Genomic DNA, 19,118 nt, shown 5'->3' with positions numbered 1-19,118 from the left:
TTCATCATCTTTTTTAAACATGATTGACCATCTTGACAAGTGACCGACCAGTCATTTATATTTTAGATTGTTCAATTTCACACGTCAATTATAGAAAAAAGGAGGGGATTCCATTGAACAAGTTAATCAACTTTACATTAAAGAATAAGTTTGCTCTTTGGTTGATGACGATTATCATAGCGGCCGCAGGTTTATATGCAGGCCTTAATATGAAAATGGAGACCATACCGAATATCAATACTCCGGTTGTGACTGTCACAACGCCCTATCCAGGTTCCACACCTGAAGAAGTGACGGATAAGGTTACGAAACCGATCGAAAAATCGGTACAGAATTTGAATGGCGTTGATATCGTGAGTTCATCTTCTTACCAAAACACGTCTTCCGTTCAAATTCAATATCATTTTGATAAGAAAATGGATAAAGCGGAAGAAGAAGTGACAGAGGCGGTATCTAAGGTCAGTTTTCCGACCAATGTTCAAGATCCGGAGGTTTCCCGGTTAAGCATGAACAGTCTCCCTGTCATTACATTAAGTGTTACAGGCGAGAACCAATCTTTGGAACAATTAACAAATAAAGTGGAAGATGACATTGCCCCTTCATTTGAAGGACTTCAAGGCGTGTCTTCTGTTAAAGTTGCGGGGCAGCAAGCAAATGAAGTCCAGCTGACATTTGACCAAGATAAAATGGCATCGTTAGGTCTTCAAAAGGATACGATCAAGCAATTGATCAAAGGATCCGATGTCAAGGTGCCACTCGGTTTATATACATTCGATGATACAAAGAAATCAATCGTCGTTGATGGTAACATTACAACACTTAAAGACTTAAGGCAATTGCAAATTCCTGTCACACCTTCGTCAGAACCATCAACTCAAAGCCAAGGGATACCGCAGAAACAAAATGACAGCGGTTCGCAAGTACAGGAAAGTCGGAATCAGGGGGCTGCACAGAAGACAGCGAACATCCCGACGGTGGAGCTTCAAGAAATCGCCAATATTAAAATGGTGGGCAAAGCCGAATCTATCTCAAGAACTAATGGGAAGAAATCCATCAGCATACAAGTCGTCAAAACAGCTGACGCCAACACGGTCGATGTCGTTAACCGTGTAAAGGAGCAAATGAACGATTTGGAAAAAGACATTGATGGGATTAACATGATCTCGTCTTTTGATCAAGGAGAACCAATCGAGAATTCTGTTAATACTATGCTGAGCAAAGCAATATTTGGCGCTTTGTTCGCTATGATTATCATTTTCATGTTCCTGAGAAACGTGAAAACCACGCTCATTTCTGTAGTATCCATTCCATTATCATTACTTATGGCGTTATTGCTGTTAAACCAAATGGATATTACCTTGAATATTATGACGCTTGGGGCCATGACAATAGCCATTGGGCGTGTCGTTGATGACTCTATCGTTGTTATAGAGAATATCTATCGCAGAATGGCTTTAGAGGGTGAACAACTTAAAGGTCGAGCGCTAATACGTGAAGCGACGAAGGAAATGTTTCGTCCGATTGCTTCTTCAACCATCGTCACGATTGCTGTATTTTTGCCAATGGGGCTTGTCAGCGGCATGGTGGGTCAACTATTCATGCCGTTCGCATTAACTGTTGTTCTTGCGTTATTGTCTTCCTTATTGGTAGCTGTGACTGTAGTACCCGTTTTAGCACACAGTTTTATGAAGCAAGGTCCCCCTTCTAAAAAGGAAACGACGACGCATAATGAAGGGCCCGGGAGAATGGCACGGGGATACAAACGCATCCTGAACTGGACATTAAATCATAAGATCATCACGTCAGGCCTGGCTGTTCTGCTTTTAATTGGAAGCTTGGCGCTTGTACCAGCTATTGGTGTCAGTTTTTTACCTTCTCAAGAGCAGAAAATGATGATTGCTACTTATAAACCAGAACCCGGTCAAACGTTGGATAGTGTCAAGAAGCGTGCGGCTGATGCAGAAACGTATCTGGAAGACCGTGAAAATGTCCAAACCATTCAATACTCTCTTGGCGGGGAAAACCCGATGAATCCAGGGGCTTCGAACCAAGCAATGTTCTTTGTTCAATATGAAGATGATACTGAAAACTTCAATGAGGAAAAAGAGCAGGTTATTAAAGATCTGAAATCACAAACAAACAAAGGCGAATGGGCATCCCAAAATTTCACATCGACAGGTGGAAGTAATCAAATCCAACTCCTCGTCAAAGGGGATTCCATGGATGCGATCAAACCGGTCGTCCAAGATATCGAAAAAGTTATGCAAGATCAGGACAACCTGAAAGATGTCGGTTCAAGTATGTCTGAAACTTATGATGAGTACACCCTTGTTGCCAATCAGAAAAAACTGAGTGAACTAGGGCTAACAGCTGGGCAAATCAGCCAGTCATTAAATCAAACTCAACAAAGGCCTATGCTGACAACCATTCAAAAAGATGGAGAGAGCGTCAATGTTTACCTTCAGGTCAATGAAAAAAATTATTCGAACATCAATGATGTTAAGAATACAGACATTCAAACGCCTGTCGGAAAAACAGTGAAGGTCGAAGATGTCACGGATGTAAACAAAGGAGAAACATCTGATACCATTACGCGCCGGAACGGTTCAACCTACGTATCGGTGAGTGGCAAGCTGACAACCGATAACGCAACAGCCGTATCACAAAGTCTGCAGAACGACATTGATGAGATGGATCTGCCTTCGGGTATTGAAGTTTCCATGGGCGGCGTCACTCAAGATATTCAAGAATCGTTTACACAGCTCGGCCTCGCTATGCTCGCAGCCATAGCAATTGTATACCTTGTTCTTGTCATCACATTTGGTGGGGCACTCGCACCGTTTGCCATTTTGTTTTCCCTGCCGTTTACAATCATTGGTGCACTTATCGGCCTGTTGATCAGCGGTGAACCGTTGGGTGTTTCCGCAATGATCGGTGCGCTCATGCTCATAGGTATTGTTGTCACCAACGCGATTGTATTGATTGACCGTGTCATTCATAAAGAGCAAGAAGGTTGGAGCATTCGCGAAGCACTACTTGAAGCTGGAACTATCCGTTTGCGTCCTATTTTGATGACCGCTCTTGCTACCATCGGAGCACTATTGCCATTAGCTTTAGGGCTTGAAGGCAGCGGATTTATTGGTAAGAGCCTTGGTATAACAGTCATCGGTGGTCTGACAAGTTCAACATTATTGACATTAGTCATCGTTCCGATCATTTATGATGCGCTCAGTAAACTAAGAAGAAAGAACAAAAATAGAGATCGTGAAGCATAAATTAACAGTGATGCCGTGTCATCCGGCATCATTGTTTTATTCCATCATTGGATAGCACTTATTAACAAAGTGATGGATTGACTATTGAATAAATGTTTTAACACTTCTTTTTTGACTGACTGGTCATAAACATATATAATATAACCCGTTGGTCAAATTAATAAAAAGCCATTTCATCGTCTAGAAAGAACGGACACTTAACTATTTTTGATTATATTAATTTAACAATCTTATATCAGAGAAATAAATAAAAGGAGTGGAGTCAATATGGCAAATGAACAGTCATCGTCTCATCAAAACTTAAATAAACCCGTCATTATTGCTGTGATTCTCGCGGGGGCATTTGTTGTCATTTTGAATCAGACGCTGTTAAATACCGCTATACCCAAAATCATGGCTGATCTATCCGTTTCTGCCAATACGGCTCAATGGCTAACGACTGGGTTCATGCTAACGAATGGGGTGATGATTCCGGTTACCGCCTTTTTAATCCAAAAGTTTTCGACCAGGCAACTATTTATTACGGCTATGAGTCTGTTTGCGACCGGGACACTGATCGCTGCATTTGCACCTAGTTTTCCGCTCTTGTTAATTGCAAGAATTGTGCAGGCAGCGGGTGCAGGCATTATGATCCCATTAATGCAGACGGTGTTTTTACTTATTTTCCCTGTCGAAAAACGCGGTGCGGCCATGGGAATGGTAGGATTAGTCATCGCTTTTGCTCCCGCAATTGGACCCACACTTTCCGGTTGGATTGTTGAGAGCCATTCATGGCGAGTACTGTTCTATATGATTTTACCAATTGCTTTGCTTGATATTATTTTTGCAACCTTTGCATTGAAAAATGTCACTAAGTTAACCTATCCGAAAATTGATATCGTGTCGATCATCTTGTCGTCGCTTGGATTTGGTAGTTTATTATACGGTTTCAGCAGCGCAGGTAACAACGGCTGGAGCAGTACAGAAGTCATCATCGCTTTAATTGTCGGTGTTATCACACTTGGCTTATTTATATGGCGACAGCTAACCATTCAAACTCCGATGCTTGAATTCAGGGTATTTAAGAACAAGATTTTTGCGCTAACCGTATTGATCGGTATGATTGTTATGGTATCAATGATTGGCGTAGAACTTCTGTTGCCGCTTTATATGCAGAATGCACGAGGTTACTCACCACTCGAGTCTGGATTGCTGCTTTTACCGGGCGCAGTTGTAATGGGGATTATGTCACCAATTACTGGGAGAGTCTTTGATAAGATCGGGGCACGACCACTGGCCATTATCGGTCTGGCAGTTGTTTCTATCATGACATTCCTATTCAGCAATATGACCGCTTCGACGACATACACGACCATGATGATCATTTACGCCATCCGGATGTTCGGAATATCTCTTGTTATGATGCCGGTCATGACAGCCGGATTGAACCAGCTTCCGGATCAGTTAATTCCACACGGAACGGCCATGAATAATACGATGCGACAAGTTGCTGCCTCTATTGGAACGGCAACACTCGTCACAGTAATGACGAACAACACAAAAGATGCCGTGCAGGAACACCTTTCACACCCGATGATTCATGGGGTCTCGGTTGCCTTTATGGTCGCTGCTTGTCTGGCGCTCTTTGCCTTAATCTTGTCTTTCTTTATTAAGCCGATGAAAACGTCAAAAGAAGACACAAAAGAATCAATGGAGCCTGTTGCTGAAAGTTAATAAATAGGGGAGCGTAACGTCATTTGCAGAACTCCCCTAAACGAATATGAGCCAAAGCTAGCATCCTTTCATTTCCTATTTTCATGTGTTTTAGCTGATGAAGAGGTTAATGGACGTGCAGATGTCTAGCATGGCTCTTTTTTTATAAAGTCTGTATTATTACACTAATAAATTATACTATTACAGGTGAGAAACCTTAATAAGAATCAAGAATCGTGTCCAATCTACATTGCTATATTCTTGATAGAGGTAGTACAGCCGAACCGTTTTCAGAGGCAAACAATAAGGAATATGATCTTTAAAACCGATTACTCCTTGAAGGAATAATCGGTCTTCGGTTAGGTTCTTGTTTATTTTTTATAGTTTAACTCACTTTAGGGCGTTAAGTGCGACTTTGGCAGCCTGCGCAATTAGCGTATCATCATATTTGGCATCTTCCGTATCATGACGGGACATAATCGAAATAACGATTGGTTCCCTGTTTGGCGGCCAAACAACTGCAATGTCATTTCTCGTTCCGTAATTTCCGGCCCCACTCTTATCACCGACTTCCCATCCTTTCGGTGCGCCCGCGCGAATCAGCGTATCTCCTGTCGCATTTCCTTGAAGCCAATTCGTGAACCGTTCGCGATCATCATTCGAAAGCAAGTCGCCGACTGCGAATGCCTGAAGGTCGGTGGCAAGAACTTTCGGTGTGCTAGTGTCACGAGTATCTCCCGGGGTAAATTCATTCAAATTGGGTTCGTATCGATCCGCTTGGGTAACGTTATCGCCGATTTGCCTTAAGGCTTGTTCAAATCCGTCAGGACCTCCTAGTGCCTTAAGTAAGAGGTTCCCTGCGGTGTTGTCACTGGACCGAACTGCCGCCTCGGCAAGTTTCAAAAGGGCCATCCCGGTATCAACGTGTTTCTTGGTAATTGGAGAATAGGGAACCAAATCATCCTTGGTATAGGTGATGACTTCCTTAAGCTCTTCCATAGTATTCTGCTGTAATACGATAGCAGCGGCCAATGCCTTGTAGGTGGATGCAAAAGCGAAACGTTCATCTGGTCGATATTCGATGGTCTGATTCGAACCAGTATCAATCGCATAGACACTGAGCCGAGCATTAAACTCATTCTCGATTTGGTCAAATTTTTCATCTGTTTTTGTTGTTTGTCCCACTTCGTTTTCCTCTTCAGATGAGACATTAGTCGAATTGGTTGAATCCGTGCAGGCGGCGAGTGTAATCAATGCGAACAGCGACACAAACAATGTAAACTTACGCAAGCTGAATTTGGATTTATATGTATTTTTCAAATTGATAACCTCTTTCTATTTTGGTCTATCGAAAATTGAACTGGCTTCTTTGGTCTAATCTAACGTTGTATGAACTTACGGCACGTCTCATTATGAAGCACGACTTTTCCATTCCACGACAGGCGATCGCTAAACATCTTACTACATTGTAAAATGCAGGGTTTGTAAAATCAAAACGAAAGGGACAATATCGAGTACTTATGTTTAATCATGAACCACTTAAAAATTTGCTGAAAGGAGAATCATTTTATAATATCGGGACAGGACTTTCTGACGAATGTGTGGGGTGTTTGACGTGCAAACGATTATTAACGCAACACCATGAGTCACAAATAACAAGGGAGGCAACAACAGTATGAAAATCGTTGTTACCAGTATATTCGTTCAAGATCAAGACAAAGCATTAGAGTTTTATACAGAAACGCTAGGCTTTGTAAAAAAGCATGACGTTCCTAGCGGAGAATTTAGGTGGATAACGCTTGTTTCTCCCGATGATCAGGACGGTACAGAGCTTTTACTCGAACCGAATGACCATCCTGCTGCCAAAGAGTATCAACAGAAGCTATTTGCTGATGGCATTCCAGTAACAATGTTTGGGGTTGCAGATATACACAAAGAGTACAAAGAATTAGTAGAAAAAGGCGTAAAGTTTACTATGGAGCCGACAGAAATGGGCGAAGTCACAATAGCTGTCTTCGACGATACATGCGGCAACCTTATTCAGATAATAGAGCAGTAGTAACGTTATGACGAAAGAACCTAGATTCTAAACAACACTATTGGAAGTTTAAGACTGGTGAAGTGTTATTTCAAATTTAACCAACTTTATGTTAACCCTGTCCTAATTTTAGGATGGGGTTATATATTTAATGCTCTGAATCCAAAAATCAATTAGTTCTTCTTGAACGAAACCCCGTCAGTTTAAGTGAACATATTACATTTCTATTGTTGTGAAATAAAAACTGTTAATTGACCAGTTTGGTCATTTGTGTTACATTAAGTTGACCAAACTGGTCAATTTGATCGTAGCCGAAAGGGGATAACCATCATTACTTCCATATTTAATAGCATAAAATCAGAGAAACAAGAGCTTATAATTAACGCCGCAACAAAAGAATTTATTCAAAGTGGTTTTGAAAAAGCATCCACAAATGAAATTGTGAAAGAGGCTAAAATTTCTAAAGGTTCATTGTTCAATTATTTCAATAGCAAAAAGGATCTTTACTTATATTTAATCGAATATGGGGTTCAAGTTGTCGAGAAAATTTATGAGCAAATAGATTTGAACGAAACCGACATTTTTAAAAGAATCGAGAAATTAGGATTAAAAAAATTGTATGTCCATAAAAAATTTCCTCAAGTATTTGATTTTCTTTCTTCTTTAGCCCATGAGGAATCTGATGAAGTGGAGGAGGACATTAAGCAAAAAGTTAATTCTATCGTTGAAGAGGGGATTGAAAAACTATATAGGAATATAGACTATTCAAAATTTCGTGAGGACATTGATATTCAAAAAGCGATTGATATTCTTAATTGGACGATGTTCGGATTTGCGGAAAAAGCAAGTAGTCAATTAAATACCTTTGAAGATGTTGAAGAAGGATATCTTAAAGAATGGGAGAGTTATTCTAAAATACTGAAGTATAGCTTTTACAAATAAGAAGAGAGTGAAATATGACCGAACTAAGGGATTTACCTTTAGAAAAGGATTAATAATGAACTTGGGTTTAAAGTTAACATTGAAAACGACAATACAAATCAAATATTTTTCGTCAAAAAAGAGGGAGTGTGAGTATTATGACAAAAATTGTAGAGGTCCAAGGTTTACAAAAAAAATTCGGGAAGATTCAAGCGCTAAATGACGTGACATTCACGGTAGGGACTGGAGAAGTGGTAGGTTTTATTGGCCCAAATGGAGCTGGTAAATCGACAACTATTCGTACATTATTGGGAATTATCAGGCGAGATGCGGGCAATGTGGAAATATTTGATAAGGATGTTTGGAAAGATAGCCTTGACATTCATAAACACATTTCTTATGTCCCTGGAGATGTCTCTTTGTGGGGAAATCTAACAGGTGGCGAAATTATTGATCTATTCCTTAAATTGCACGGTGGCGGAGACATGCAAAAACGCGATTATTTAATTAAACGCTTTGAATTGGACCCTAAGAAAAAAGCCAAAGGATATTCGAAAGGAAATCGTCAAAAGGTCGGTTTGATTGCAGCATTATCTGTTGATTCGGATTTATATATTTTTGATGAACCAACGTCTGGTCTTGACCCTTTGATGGAAGCAGTCTTCCAAGAAGAAGTTGAAAAAATCAAGGAATCAGGTAAAGCCATCCTGTTATCCTCTCATATCTTGAGTGAAGTAGAACGCTTGGCGGATAAGGTGGTTATCATTCGCCAAGGCGAAATTGTGGAAACTGGAACCCTTGATGAACTACGACACTTGACTCGTTCTACTGTAACAATTGCAACAGAAGGTGATGTGGCTGAAATGGCCAGTGTAAATGGAGTATTTGATTTCAAACAAAAAGATAATCAAGCGACATTCTCTGCGGATAATCATTATCTCAATGATATTTTGATGGAAGCAAGCAAATTAGGTGTCAAGACATTTGAATCTGTACCACCAACCCTTGAAGATTTGTTTATGCGTCATTATGAAGGCTAAAGGTTCCAGAAAGGAGGGTGAAATACATTGAAGGAAAAGTTTGCACGTTGGGATACACTGTTTGTACAATATCTAAAACGTGATTGGAAAAAAATTATTGTTTGGGTTTTAGGACTTGGCTTGTTTTCAGCTGCTTTTGTTCCAGCTTTTGAGGAAATAGCCAAAGGACAAGGTTTGCTGGGAATGTACGAAACCTTGCAAAATCCTGCTATGATATCCATGGTGGGCCCTACGCCAGTTGAAAAAGCAATTGATTTTACTATAGGGGCAATGTATGCGCAGGAAATGTTGCTATTCTGTGGTTTGTTTGCGATGATATTGGCTGTTTTGCATGTGGTAAGTCATACTCGTAAAGAAGAGGATCTTGGTCTTACTGAGCTTGTACGCGCATTTCAAATAGGTCGTCAAGCAAACGCTCTCGCTGCAATTATAGAGACAGTTCTCGTTAGTATTTTATTGGCACTCTTTGTTGGTGGAGTAATGATGAGTTTCGGTGCCGATACGATTTCTGTAGAAGGTTCATTTCTATTTGGGGCATCAGTTGGAATTGCTGGGATAATCGGTGCTGGGATTGCTTTGGTTATGGCACAAATTATGCCAACTTCATCTGGTGCAACAGGTTCAGCACTTGGAATTGTAGGCTTACTTTATATTGTTCGTGCCGGAACAGACGTCTCAAATGTTGATTTATCAATGATCAATCCCCTAGGTTGGACATATTTGACCTATCCCTTTACGGAAAATAACTGGATCCCACTAATTTTTGCCTTGATTTTCAGTGTGATCGTGGTAACCATTGCTTTTGCCCTTGAAGGTAGCCGTGATATGGGAGCTGGCTATCTTCCTGAAAGAGAAGGTCGAGAAAGCGCAAAGAAATCCTTGTTGTCTGTCCGTGGTTTATTTATCAAGATTAACAAAGGCGTGATGATTGGTTGGTTGATTGCTTTTGTTATTATGGGGGCGGCCTATGGTTCGATTTATGGAGACATGCAGACCTTCCTTGAAAGTAACGAAATGATGAAACAAATGTTTACTCATTCAGGCGTTTCCATTGAAGAATCGTTCACTGGAACGATTATGATGGTCATGATTAGTTTGGTTTCGATTTTGCCAATTGCCCTTGTAAATAAACTTTTCTCTGAAGAAAGCCGATTGCACTTAAGTCAGCTTTATGCTACAAAAGTGACCCGCAGCCAATTTTATTGGACCAGTATTAGTTTAGCAATTTTTGCAGGTTTAGTAGGAATTTTATTAGCCGCAGGTGGTCTTGGAAGTACAGCTATCACAGCCATGGGGGATAGCCGGGCGATGGATATATTTGATTTTCTTGCTGCTGGCTACAACTTCTTACCATCAGTATTATTCTTTACGGGTCTTGCGGCTTTAGCCCTCGGCTGGGCACCGAAACTAGGTAAAGTGGTTTATGCTTACCTTGGCTACTCCTTTGTACTAAACTACTTTGGCGGTATCTTGGATTTACCAGAATGGTTTTCCAAAACAGCCATTCAAAGCTGGATTCCACAAATGCCAATGGAGGCTTTTGATGCTTCAATTTTCATTACAGTAACTGTCATTAGCATCGCTTTGATGGTCATAGGTTATCTTGGTTACAGTAGACGGGATATGATTTAAGGAACTTAATAGTAACCAAGAAGTAAGTGAAATTAGTAACTATAAAGCATCGAACGCGATTGTTGAACAACAGTAAAGAACTATTTTTTGAAATAAGCCGCATTTTTCAATGGAAGAATGCGGCTTTAAACTATTAATAGATCTTCATTCGTCTTTCCTCCTATTGCAGCATACTTGATCAGTTTTATTTTCCTCAATATCCTTTTTAGTGTAGAAACTTTAAAAGAACAAGTAGGAACTATTAAGATGGTTGATTTCTGATGTAGGTACTTAGAAAAATAAAAGTGATCGTTCGAATTCAAATAACATGAAATAGACTATTTCGGGTAGTTACCTATGAGATAGGAGTTATGTGCATTGAAAAAAACCGATGATATACTTAATTATGTAAGTGATAGATTATGAGAAATGTTAAGATTAATACCAATAAGGGAAAATTAGCATCGCTGTTCTAAGTGCTTTATAGTAATCGGTTATAAATGAATTTGATATAAAGTGGCATTTGTAAAGGATGATTCAAGTGAAGATTGGAATACGAACACTTAAAACTGCTATTGGTTCAGGTCTGGCGATTTTTATAGCTCAGCTTATGGGCCTTCAATTTTACGGTTCAGCAGGAATCTTAACAATTCTTTGTATTGAAAAAACAAAAGTTAAATCAATTCAAACAATGCTACACCGATCGGCTGGTTGTCTTGTTGGTATGGTGATTTCCGGAATTATATTTGAAATACTTGGATATCATCCGCTGACTTTTACACTCCTTATAATCATTTTAATCCCAGTCCTTGTTAAGTTAAGGATTCAGGGTGGATTCATCACGAGCATCGTCATTATTTTACATATTTATTCGTTGGAAAACATAAGCCTCTCGATTGTGGAGAACGAATTGTTTCTAATAATCATTGGATGTGGTACAGCCCTGATATTAAATAGCTTTATGCCTAATTTAGAGAATGAGTTATCGCAATATCAAAAGGAAATTGAAGCTAATTTTAAAAAGATTCTTTATGAATATTCCGTTTATCTTTATAAGGGAGATCAAGGCTGGAATGGAGAGGAAATGGTTGAGCTGGAAGGGGTGTTCTATCAGGGGAAAAGTCTAGCGATTCGAAATGCCGAAAACCATATATTAATAAAAAAAGATAAACATTATCTTTATTTTGAGATGAGGGAAAAACAATTTAAAATCTTGGAGAGAATGCTGCCAACAATATCAAGGCTCGATGAAAAGGTCCCCCAAAGAAATACCTTGGCAAAGTTTTTTCACCAATTAAGTAGAGCTGTGAAAGAAGAAAATACTGCTTATCAATTCCTGGATCGACTTAATATGCTGCACGATGAAATGAAAAGCCTTCCTCTTCCTCAAAGCAGAGAAGAATTTGAGACTCGAGCTTCTCTATTTTATTTAATGAAAGAGATGGAGCGTTATTTGATTATTAAGGCAGGATCGAAACAAAGAATTAAAAGTCCTTAACATCAGCCGCCCGTTCCTCTTCGGCTTGTTGTTGAAATATATAGATATACTATAACCATAATAAGTAAAAACCCAAAAAGGGGAAACGACTATGACAAAGTAAAATAATAGAATGAATCCGAAGGTTAATGTCTTTTTAAGTAGAGCTGATAAATGGCGGGAAGAATTTGAGACATTGCGAACAATCATTCTTGACTGTGAGCTGACCGAAGAATTCAAGTGGGGTCATCCTTGTTAATACGTTTGAGAATAAAAACATCATATTAATCCATGGATTTAAAGAATATTGGGCACTTCTGTTTCACAAAGGTGCCTTGTTAAAGGATCCTAATGGTATCCTCATCCAACAAACGGAGAACGTACAGGCGGCGCGCCAGATTCGGTTTACCAGTGTTCAAGATATCATTGAAATGGAAACGACCTTGAGAGGTCTATGAAGCCATTGAAGTTGAAAAAGCCGGTTTGGAAGTGAAAAAGAAAACAGAATTCAATATTCCTGAAGAATTGCAAACTAAATTCGATGAATTCCTAGCCTTGAAAACGGCTTTTGAAGCATTGACGCCGGGACGGCAAAGAGCATACATTCTTTATTTTTCTAAAGCCAAACAGTCCAAAACTCGAGAGTCAAGGGTTGAAAACTCGTCACATGAGATGAATACGAAGAAAAATTAACTGAGTTTTGTGAGCAAATCAACCTGTTTAAACGCTTGTTGCGTTTTTTGAACAAAATCGAAGCTGGAGGAAGGCTGGAGGAAGGCATTCAACCCAATATTCTTCACGCGGATACACAAGGACAGAGTGCAACGGTTTTTGGCCTGTCCGCTCTGTGTTAGGCATTGAGCTGATGCCTCGGATTCGTAACTGGAAAAACCTTAAGTTGTTTCGCCCTACAGCAGAAGATGAAGTTTATGACCATATTGAGGGCCTGTTTTCTGATGAGATTGATTGGGAACTCATCGAAACACATTATCCCGACATGTTGCGGGTGGCCATGTCCGTACAAACCGGAAGAATCACACCTTCTACGATTCTTAATAAATTAGGAACCTACACCAAAAAGAATAAACTGTTTCAAGCCTTCCGGGAACTTATGCGAGTGATCCGCACCAAATTTTTATTAAAATATATGTCGGATGAAGAGCTAAGAAAAACCATTCATTCAGCCACCAACAAAAGTGAGGCCTTCAATAATTTTACGAAGTGGCTATCCTTTGGTCGTTAAGGCATTATTGCTGAAAATGACCGGGTCAAACAACGCAAATTTATTAAGTATAACCATCTGGTGTCCAATTGCCTTATTTTTTATAACGTATTCTCTTTGTCCCGTGTTCTACAGGAGTATATGCAAGAAGGGCATGGATACGATGATGAACTAATTTCCTATTTGAGTCCTTATGTCACGGCACATGTAAACCGGTTCGGAAAGTATCGCATTGATCTCAATCGCAAACCACCGGAACTTCCCTTTGACATCCCCGTTGCCCAGAACAACGGTTTATCGGTCATATAATAACGAAAGGAGCAAACCCATGTTAGGATCCACGTTAGATGAAGAAAAAATTAAATGGATGATGCACCGGTGGGATGACCGATGGTGGGAAGAGGATTCCTGGGATATTTATGTGAAACTGAGCAAAGACATGTACGAAACCATGGATTTTCTAGAACGTTGTACAAAGGAAGAACTCGATCGGTTAGATGCCATCATTATTGACCTGCTTGATGATTTTGATGACCATGATAACGGTGAATATATGGCTTTTCTTGAAAGGTTGGCCGATTCTCATTCTGACGAAGGATTGAAGGATTTGTTGAATGATATTAAAGAATCCCTGTATGAGTATTATTAAAATCCTTTGTTCCGGAAAAGGGCCATTTAACGGAATAAGACTTAAAGCAAGACAAGACACTTATGTTAATATTGGATTTGTGAAAAAATGTACTTAAACTAATTGACAGTAGGCGAAGGGAGTTATGGAGTTATTTTATTTTCTACAATAATTTTGGGATGGATAGGAGTTTTGATATTTTTTGTAATAGTTTTTACGTTTCAAAAAATGGCAAGAAATAATGAATACGCTTTCTTGCATTTATTGATGGCGGTAATGTATGCAATGTGGTTTCCATTACCATTGGCATTATATCAATTATTAAATTCGGATATTTTGCTAGTAGGTACTATATTTGGATTAGCTTACTTAGTTTTATTAGTAATTACAATGACACTACAAACAGGTCATATTACATTTATAATAAGGCATAACGAAGATCACTCAATTACAGATAAACATGGGGATTACATGATGGCAACACTAACTAATCCATTTGAAAGCTTATTGGGTGTTTTTAAATGTATTTGGGCCATATTTTTAGGAATAACCTTCTGGCAAAGTGGCGAAATATTAATGACAATTTTAATGCTTCTATTTGGTTTACTGATTTTTTATTATTTGTTTATTATGCTAGATGCAAGTTTAGTAAAAAGAGTGAAATTGTTCTCAAAGGTGAAACCAAATCCATTTATCATTAACCTTGAAACCTTATTTTTCTTCATAATTTTAATGAGTTACGTTACCTTCTAGTCTTTAAGTCATAATCTGACTTATGAAACAATGTACATATGTTAAAGTAACCTTTTCAGTAATAACGGTCTTCCATTAACGGGCGCAGTTGCGGAATAAATTTGTTTATCAGTCGGGCCAGTTTGTTGCATAATAAGTTGATCCTACACAAGTGTGCATGATAAGTCGGATAGATTCTTTCACTTCCTGCTATTCTGTTGATGTAAGGGAGGTCATTAAAGTGGATTCACTTAAAAACATGAATGATGCTTTGAGTTTTATTGAAGAAAATCTCACCAATAGGATTGACGGTCATGAAGTAGCAAAGCAGGCATTGTGTTCAGAGTATCATTTTAAACGAATGTTTTCGTTTCTGGCAGGTGTAACGTTGTCGGAGTATATTCGGCGAAGACGTCTCACGCTTGCAGCCTTCGAGCTGAACAATAGCAATTTCAGGATTATTGATGTTGCTATGAAATACGGATACAATTCTCCGGACTCCTTTACGAGGGCTTTTCATAGCCTTCACGGGATAACACCATCAGAAGCCAGAAATAATGGTCACACAATAAAAGCCTATCCGCGAATGACCTTTCAGTTATCAATTAGAGGAGGAATTGAAATGAACTATCGAATTGAAGAAAAAGAGGCATTTCGCATCGTTGGTATTAAAAAAAGAGTTCCTATTATTTTCAACGGAGTTAATCCGGAAATTGCCTCTATGTGGGAAAGTTTAGATGATGAAGCGATAAATAAACTTAAAAAACTCTCTAATGTCGAACCTATGGGACTGCTTAGTGCATCCACAAACTTTTCTGAAGGGCGGATGGAGGAAAAAGGGGAACTTGATCACTATATTGGTGTGGCAACAACTAAAACATGTCCTGATAACCTAACACATCTTGAGGTTCCTGCTTCATCATGGGCAGTATTTGAAGCAATCGGGCCATTTCCAGACACGCTGCAAGATGTATGGGGACGCATTTATTCTGAATGGTTTCCTTCATCAAATTATGAACAAATAGAAGGTCCAGAAATCCTGTGGAATAGGAATAAAGATGTAACCTCGCCAACTTTCAAAAGCGAGATATGGATACCGATTTTAAAAAAGTAACAGAGTGACAATCTTCATCAAACGGGCGCTTTTCCCTAACAAGGATTAGCGCCAATATTGCATCACTTCGCAGAACATCTTTAATTTGGATTTGAGGGTGGTTCCTTATTAAAGAATCACGAATTTCATCAATGACTGTACTTTCCCCACCGTTCACCACGGCAACCTTTTCTCCATACAAATCTTTGATAGACAATGATTTGTATGGAGCCAGCAGATGGTTGCGAGATACTGCAAAGCAAAAGCGGTATCTTCCGAGTTCAAACACACGGAAATAATCCTTCCAAGTGTCTACAAGGTATGGCCCTACCATGAAATCAAAGTGTTTGCCAATGGTACGATAAGTGGTTGAGAGTGTATGAGCATCATCCTCAAAATGGACGATTTGTATTTTGAACTGCGGATATTGGTCACTGATTCGAATGTTTCCAATTATTTCAAAAATTGGAAGGCTATTTGTCGTTCCTTATTTTATTGTATCATGTTCTTAAGAACTTTTTTAGCCTTAAGGGTTGACCTCTTATTAGCTGGTATTGTGGAATAAGGGAATATTTCGTTTGGTGAAGGAATAAGTTCCATTATTTAATAGTATTCAGGTTCAAGATTCCTACTTAAGTTTTACATCTTTATCTCATCTTTACATCACCATGATATTTTCTTGGAGACCAACCTTTTAGAATCGTGAGGGAAAAACAATGCAAAAAAGAATTTTAATCGTGGAAGATGAAGATATTTTACGTGAAGTGGTCAAAGATTACTTTTTAAATGAGGGATATCAAGTTTTGGAAGCGTCAGACGGAGATGAAGCGTTATTTTTATTTCAAGAGGGGGACATTCATTTAATCATTCTCGATATCATGTTGCCGGAGTTAGATGGTTGGTCTGTTTGCCGAAGGATCCGTAAAACTTCGAATGTCCCGATCATCATGTTAACAGCTCGGGTGGATGAAGATGATACACTTCTTGGTTTTGAGCTGGGCGCAGATGATTATGTCACCAAACCTTACAGTCCCCCCATTTTGTTGGCAAGAGCAAAACGTCTGCTTGAAAGTCGACGCCATACAGATCATCCTGCAAATGAAACGTTATCTAGTCAGGGGATTCTTGCAGACCTTTCTTCACGGACAGTCACCGTGGATGGTGAGCCTATTCGTTTGACTTATACAGAGTTTGAAATTTTAAAGTATTTCATGCAAAATCAAAGGCTTGTCATTACAAGAGATCAATTAATTACGAGGCTTTGGGGCTATGAATATGTGGGTGATGATCGTACCGTGAATACCCATATTCGTAATTTAAGAAATAAACTAGGCGACAAATCAAAACTGATTAAAACCATGATAGGATCTGGATATAAATTTGAGGGTGACGGATGAGGAACCGAATTGTTGTCAAATTGTTTTTGCTTACAACAGCCTTATGTTTGTTCATCTTGGCTGCCTTTCTGATTGGACAAACCCTGTTCTTTAAAAAATATTATGTAAGTCAGAAAATAGAGGATATGAAAGCGAGTATCCATTCTTTTGAAAAGGCGTATTTAAAAAACAGCGGACATGAAGAAGCCCTTCAACGGCTTGAACGCGATTTTTACCAAAAACATCACGCCTGGGTCACCACATTGGATCGTTATGGGAACTTAGAGAACGCGAATGATTTTTATTTAGAAGTCAAACTGAATCCCTCCCGAAATCAGGAGTTCACAAAGAAAAAAATTGAAGTTCCATTATACAATCTTGTTAACACAGAAGACGTTGCAACCGGGGGTTTACCTTTTTCCCGCGGAACGGAAATCAGTATTTACGGTATCAAGAAGGGGCGTGCATTTGTTCCTTATATAATCGCTAAAGGGGGTACTTTTCCCCGCGGAACGTTTGGGACATTGACGCCTAGGCAATTGGAAATTAAAAAGGGGATATTTTTGGAAAACAAGGTGCTGGAAAAAAAAGTGGGACAAATGCTTGATGAGGAACATCCAGTAAAACATGACACTCAGCCACCTGTGACAATAGTAAACGGTACCATAAAGGATGTCGTACAACCGAACGGCAATGTGCCATTTATCTATTCCAATCATTTGTTTATGGAAAGGATCAAAACCTTTCAGGCCAATTTACTGTTGGGCAACGTCCAGTATCGCGATGATTCATTTCATGTCCTTGATTTTAAACGAAACGGGATCAAGTACAAACAGTTCATTAAACCAGTCAAGGATAAGAATGGGGCCACAACTTATATTTTTTCAATGGTATCCTTGCAACCCGTCGATGAGGCGATACAAATGTTCAAAACTTATTCCGTATATATCATAGGCTTTGTATTACTTCTTATTATTCTGGCTTCCATTTATTACTCAAGAACGATTGCAGGTCCCCTGTTACGAATAAATAAGACAACCAGGAAAATTGCAAACCTGGACTTCTCGGAAAACGTTGCTGTTAAATCAAAAGATGAGATTGGAGACTTATCCAGAAATATCAACTTACTATCAGACACCTTACATTCGCACATTGACCAGTTACAACAAGACATTGAGAAAGAAAAAAAGCTGGAAGACACAAGAAAAGAATTCATTTCAGGGGTATCGCATGAGTTGAAAACGCCCTTAAGCACTATAAAAAGTTGTATTTCCGTTTTAAAGGATGGCGTTGCGAGCCACAAGAAAGACCATTACTTTAAAGCCATGGAAAAAGAAGTGGACAAAATGAACCTGTTGGTTGTGGATATGCTGGAGCTAGCAAAATTTGAGTCCGGTACGTACAAAATGAAAATGGATGCTTTTGATATTGCTCAAACCATTGAAAATGTATGTGAACAACTATCTTTAGATATAACGAAGAAGCATGTCAATGTTTACACCTATCTTGATCGGTTGAAAGTGATGGCCAATCAACATCGTATTGAACAAGTCTTGACAAATTTTATTACAAACGCCATCCGTTACACACCGGAAAAACAGGACATTATCATTTCAACCGTAGAAGATAATGAACAAGTAAAAATATGTGTAGAAAATAAAGGTACTCACATTGAAGTAGAGCAGTTAGATAAAATATGGGATCGTTTTTACCGCGGAGATTCTTCCCGAAGGCGTTCCGAAGGAGGCACCGGACTGGGACTTGCCATTTCGAAAAATATTTTGGAGCTTCACGGTGTTAAGTATGGCGTGTCCAATACGGAAGATGGCGTACTGTTTTTCTTCTATTTAGACAAAAAAGGGTAGACATAGCATTTCAGATGAAAGTTGCCATAGATTAAAATCGAATGTTCAATGTAAAAGGCCATCCGTTCAATCATCTCAATGAACGGATGGCTTTTCATACGTACTGACAGTTTATAAGCCACATGAATGTTAACCCACAACGCATTTT

At 39.1% G+C, this 19,118-nt stretch carries 14 protein-coding genes and 4 pseudogenes; 16 read left to right on the top strand and 2 right to left on the bottom strand.

The genetic code is table 11. The features are described 5' to 3' along the window. Positions 1-113 precede the first annotated feature (113 nt). Positions 114-3,275, top strand: a complete 3,162-nt coding sequence (locus tag B9Y89_RS13645; RefSeq protein WP_085523755.1) for an efflux RND transporter permease subunit — start codon at positions 114-116, stop codon at positions 3,273-3,275. 267 nt (positions 3,276-3,542) lie between these two features. Then, on the top strand, positions 3,543-4,988 hold the full coding sequence (locus B9Y89_RS13640; protein WP_085523754.1) for a DHA2 family efflux MFS transporter permease subunit: 1,446 nt from the start codon (positions 3,543-3,545) through the stop codon (positions 4,986-4,988). A 369-nt stretch (positions 4,989-5,357) separates the two neighbouring features. On the opposite strand, the gene bla is transcribed toward B9Y89_RS13640, so the two are convergent. Then, entirely contained in the window at positions 5,358-6,257 is a 900-nt protein-coding gene (gene bla / locus B9Y89_RS13635) for a class A beta-lactamase (protein WP_441351503.1), read from the bottom strand. Positions 6,258-6,340: 83 nt separating this feature from the next. On the opposite strand from bla, the pseudogene B9Y89_RS19425 reads away from it, so the two are divergent. The 12 genes and pseudogenes from B9Y89_RS19425 to B9Y89_RS13580 form a co-directional block, all read left to right on the top strand. Next, a pseudogene (locus B9Y89_RS19425) lies at positions 6,341-6,526 on the top strand (helix-turn-helix domain-containing protein); the annotation flags it as partial. 116 nt (positions 6,527-6,642) lie between these two features. Beyond that, a complete protein-coding gene (locus tag B9Y89_RS13625; protein WP_085523752.1) occupies positions 6,643-7,026 on the top strand; it encodes a VOC family protein in 384 nt (127 codons plus the stop codon). Positions 7,027-7,326: 300 nt separating this feature from the next. Then, positions 7,327-7,506, top strand: a pseudogene (locus B9Y89_RS19420) (TetR/AcrR family transcriptional regulator); the annotation flags it as partial. Positions 7,507-7,569: 63 nt separating this feature from the next. After that, entirely contained in the window at positions 7,570-7,947 is a 378-nt protein-coding gene (locus B9Y89_RS19415; protein WP_254901258.1) for a hypothetical protein, read from the top strand. A gap of 137 nt (positions 7,948-8,084) precedes the next feature. After that, positions 8,085-8,966: an ABC transporter ATP-binding protein gene (locus B9Y89_RS13615; RefSeq protein ID WP_085523750.1), complete on the top strand. Its 882-nt coding sequence runs from the start codon at positions 8,085-8,087 to the stop codon at positions 8,964-8,966. Between the two features lie 27 nt (positions 8,967-8,993). After that, positions 8,994-10,598 carry an ABC transporter permease gene (locus B9Y89_RS13610; RefSeq protein ID WP_085523749.1) on the top strand — a complete coding sequence of 535 codons (1,605 nt, stop codon included), beginning with the start codon at positions 8,994-8,996 and terminating at the stop codon, positions 10,596-10,598. Between the two features lie 520 nt (positions 10,599-11,118). Next, positions 11,119-12,075, top strand: a complete 957-nt coding sequence (locus B9Y89_RS13605; protein WP_441351489.1) for an aromatic acid exporter family protein — start codon at positions 11,119-11,121, stop codon at positions 12,073-12,075. 112 nt (positions 12,076-12,187) lie between these two features. Beyond that, positions 12,188-12,747: pseudogene (locus tag B9Y89_RS13600) on the top strand (YdeI/OmpD-associated family protein). Between the two features lie 172 nt (positions 12,748-12,919). After that, positions 12,920-13,585, top strand: a pseudogene (locus B9Y89_RS19410) (Tn3 family transposase). A gap of 19 nt (positions 13,586-13,604) precedes the next feature. After that, complete coding sequence (locus tag B9Y89_RS13590) at positions 13,605-13,925, top strand: hypothetical protein (RefSeq protein WP_085523747.1); 321 nt, start codon at positions 13,605-13,607, stop codon at positions 13,923-13,925. Positions 13,926-14,027: 102 nt separating this feature from the next. After that, positions 14,028-14,657, top strand: coding sequence for a hypothetical protein (locus B9Y89_RS13585; RefSeq protein WP_254901257.1), 630 nt, complete (start codon positions 14,028-14,030; stop codon positions 14,655-14,657). Between the two features lie 220 nt (positions 14,658-14,877). Then, positions 14,878-15,750 carry an AraC family transcriptional regulator gene (locus B9Y89_RS13580; protein WP_085523746.1) on the top strand — a complete coding sequence of 291 codons (873 nt, stop codon included), beginning with the start codon at positions 14,878-14,880 and terminating at the stop codon, positions 15,748-15,750. Here the strand turns inward: B9Y89_RS13580 and B9Y89_RS18820 are convergent. Beyond that, positions 15,713-16,018, bottom strand: a complete 306-nt coding sequence (locus tag B9Y89_RS18820; protein ID WP_139822807.1) for a type 2 periplasmic-binding domain-containing protein — start codon at positions 16,016-16,018, stop codon at positions 15,713-15,715. The genes B9Y89_RS13580 and B9Y89_RS18820 overlap by 38 nt on opposite strands. A 427-nt stretch (positions 16,019-16,445) precedes the next feature. Here B9Y89_RS18820 and B9Y89_RS13570 point away from each other — a divergent pair, with 427 nt between their 5' ends. Together B9Y89_RS13570 and B9Y89_RS13565 are read left to right on the top strand one after the other, a co-directional pair. Continuing rightward, positions 16,446-17,126, top strand: coding sequence for a response regulator transcription factor (locus B9Y89_RS13570; RefSeq protein ID WP_085523744.1), 681 nt, complete (start codon positions 16,446-16,448; stop codon positions 17,124-17,126). Further along, positions 17,123-18,970, top strand: coding sequence for a sensor histidine kinase (locus B9Y89_RS13565; protein ID WP_085523743.1), 1,848 nt, complete (start codon positions 17,123-17,125; stop codon positions 18,968-18,970). Before B9Y89_RS13570 ends, B9Y89_RS13565 begins: the two co-directional genes overlap by 4 nt. The last annotated feature ends 148 nt before the right edge of the window (positions 18,971-19,118 follow it).

The sequence above is a fragment of the Tuberibacillus sp. Marseille-P3662 genome (genome assembly GCF_900178005.1).
Taxonomy (GTDB): domain Bacteria; phylum Bacillota; class Bacilli; order Bacillales; family Sporolactobacillaceae; genus Marseille-P3662.
Note: the sequence above shows the minus strand (reverse complement) of the source record. Positions and strands in the feature narration are given on the sequence as shown.

What these genes read in the sequence shown, in the direction of transcription:
- B9Y89_RS13625 (WP_085523752.1), top strand. Translation starts at nt 6,643, where the DNA reads ATGAAAATCGTTGTTACCAGTATATTCGTTCAAGATCAAGACAAAGCA.
- B9Y89_RS13615 (WP_085523750.1), top strand. Translation starts at nt 8,085, where the DNA reads ATGACAAAAATTGTAGAGGTCCAAGGTTTACAAAAAAAATTCGGGAAG.
- B9Y89_RS13570 (WP_085523744.1), top strand. Translation starts at nt 16,446, where the DNA reads ATGCAAAAAAGAATTTTAATCGTGGAAGATGAAGATATTTTACGTGAA.
- B9Y89_RS13565 (WP_085523743.1), top strand. Translation starts at nt 17,123, where the DNA reads ATGAGGAACCGAATTGTTGTCAAATTGTTTTTGCTTACAACAGCCTTA.
- B9Y89_RS13590 (WP_085523747.1), top strand. Translation starts at nt 13,605, where the DNA reads ATGTTAGGATCCACGTTAGATGAAGAAAAAATTAAATGGATGATGCAC.
- B9Y89_RS13640 (WP_085523754.1), top strand. Translation starts at nt 3,543, where the DNA reads ATGGCAAATGAACAGTCATCGTCTCATCAAAACTTAAATAAACCCGTC.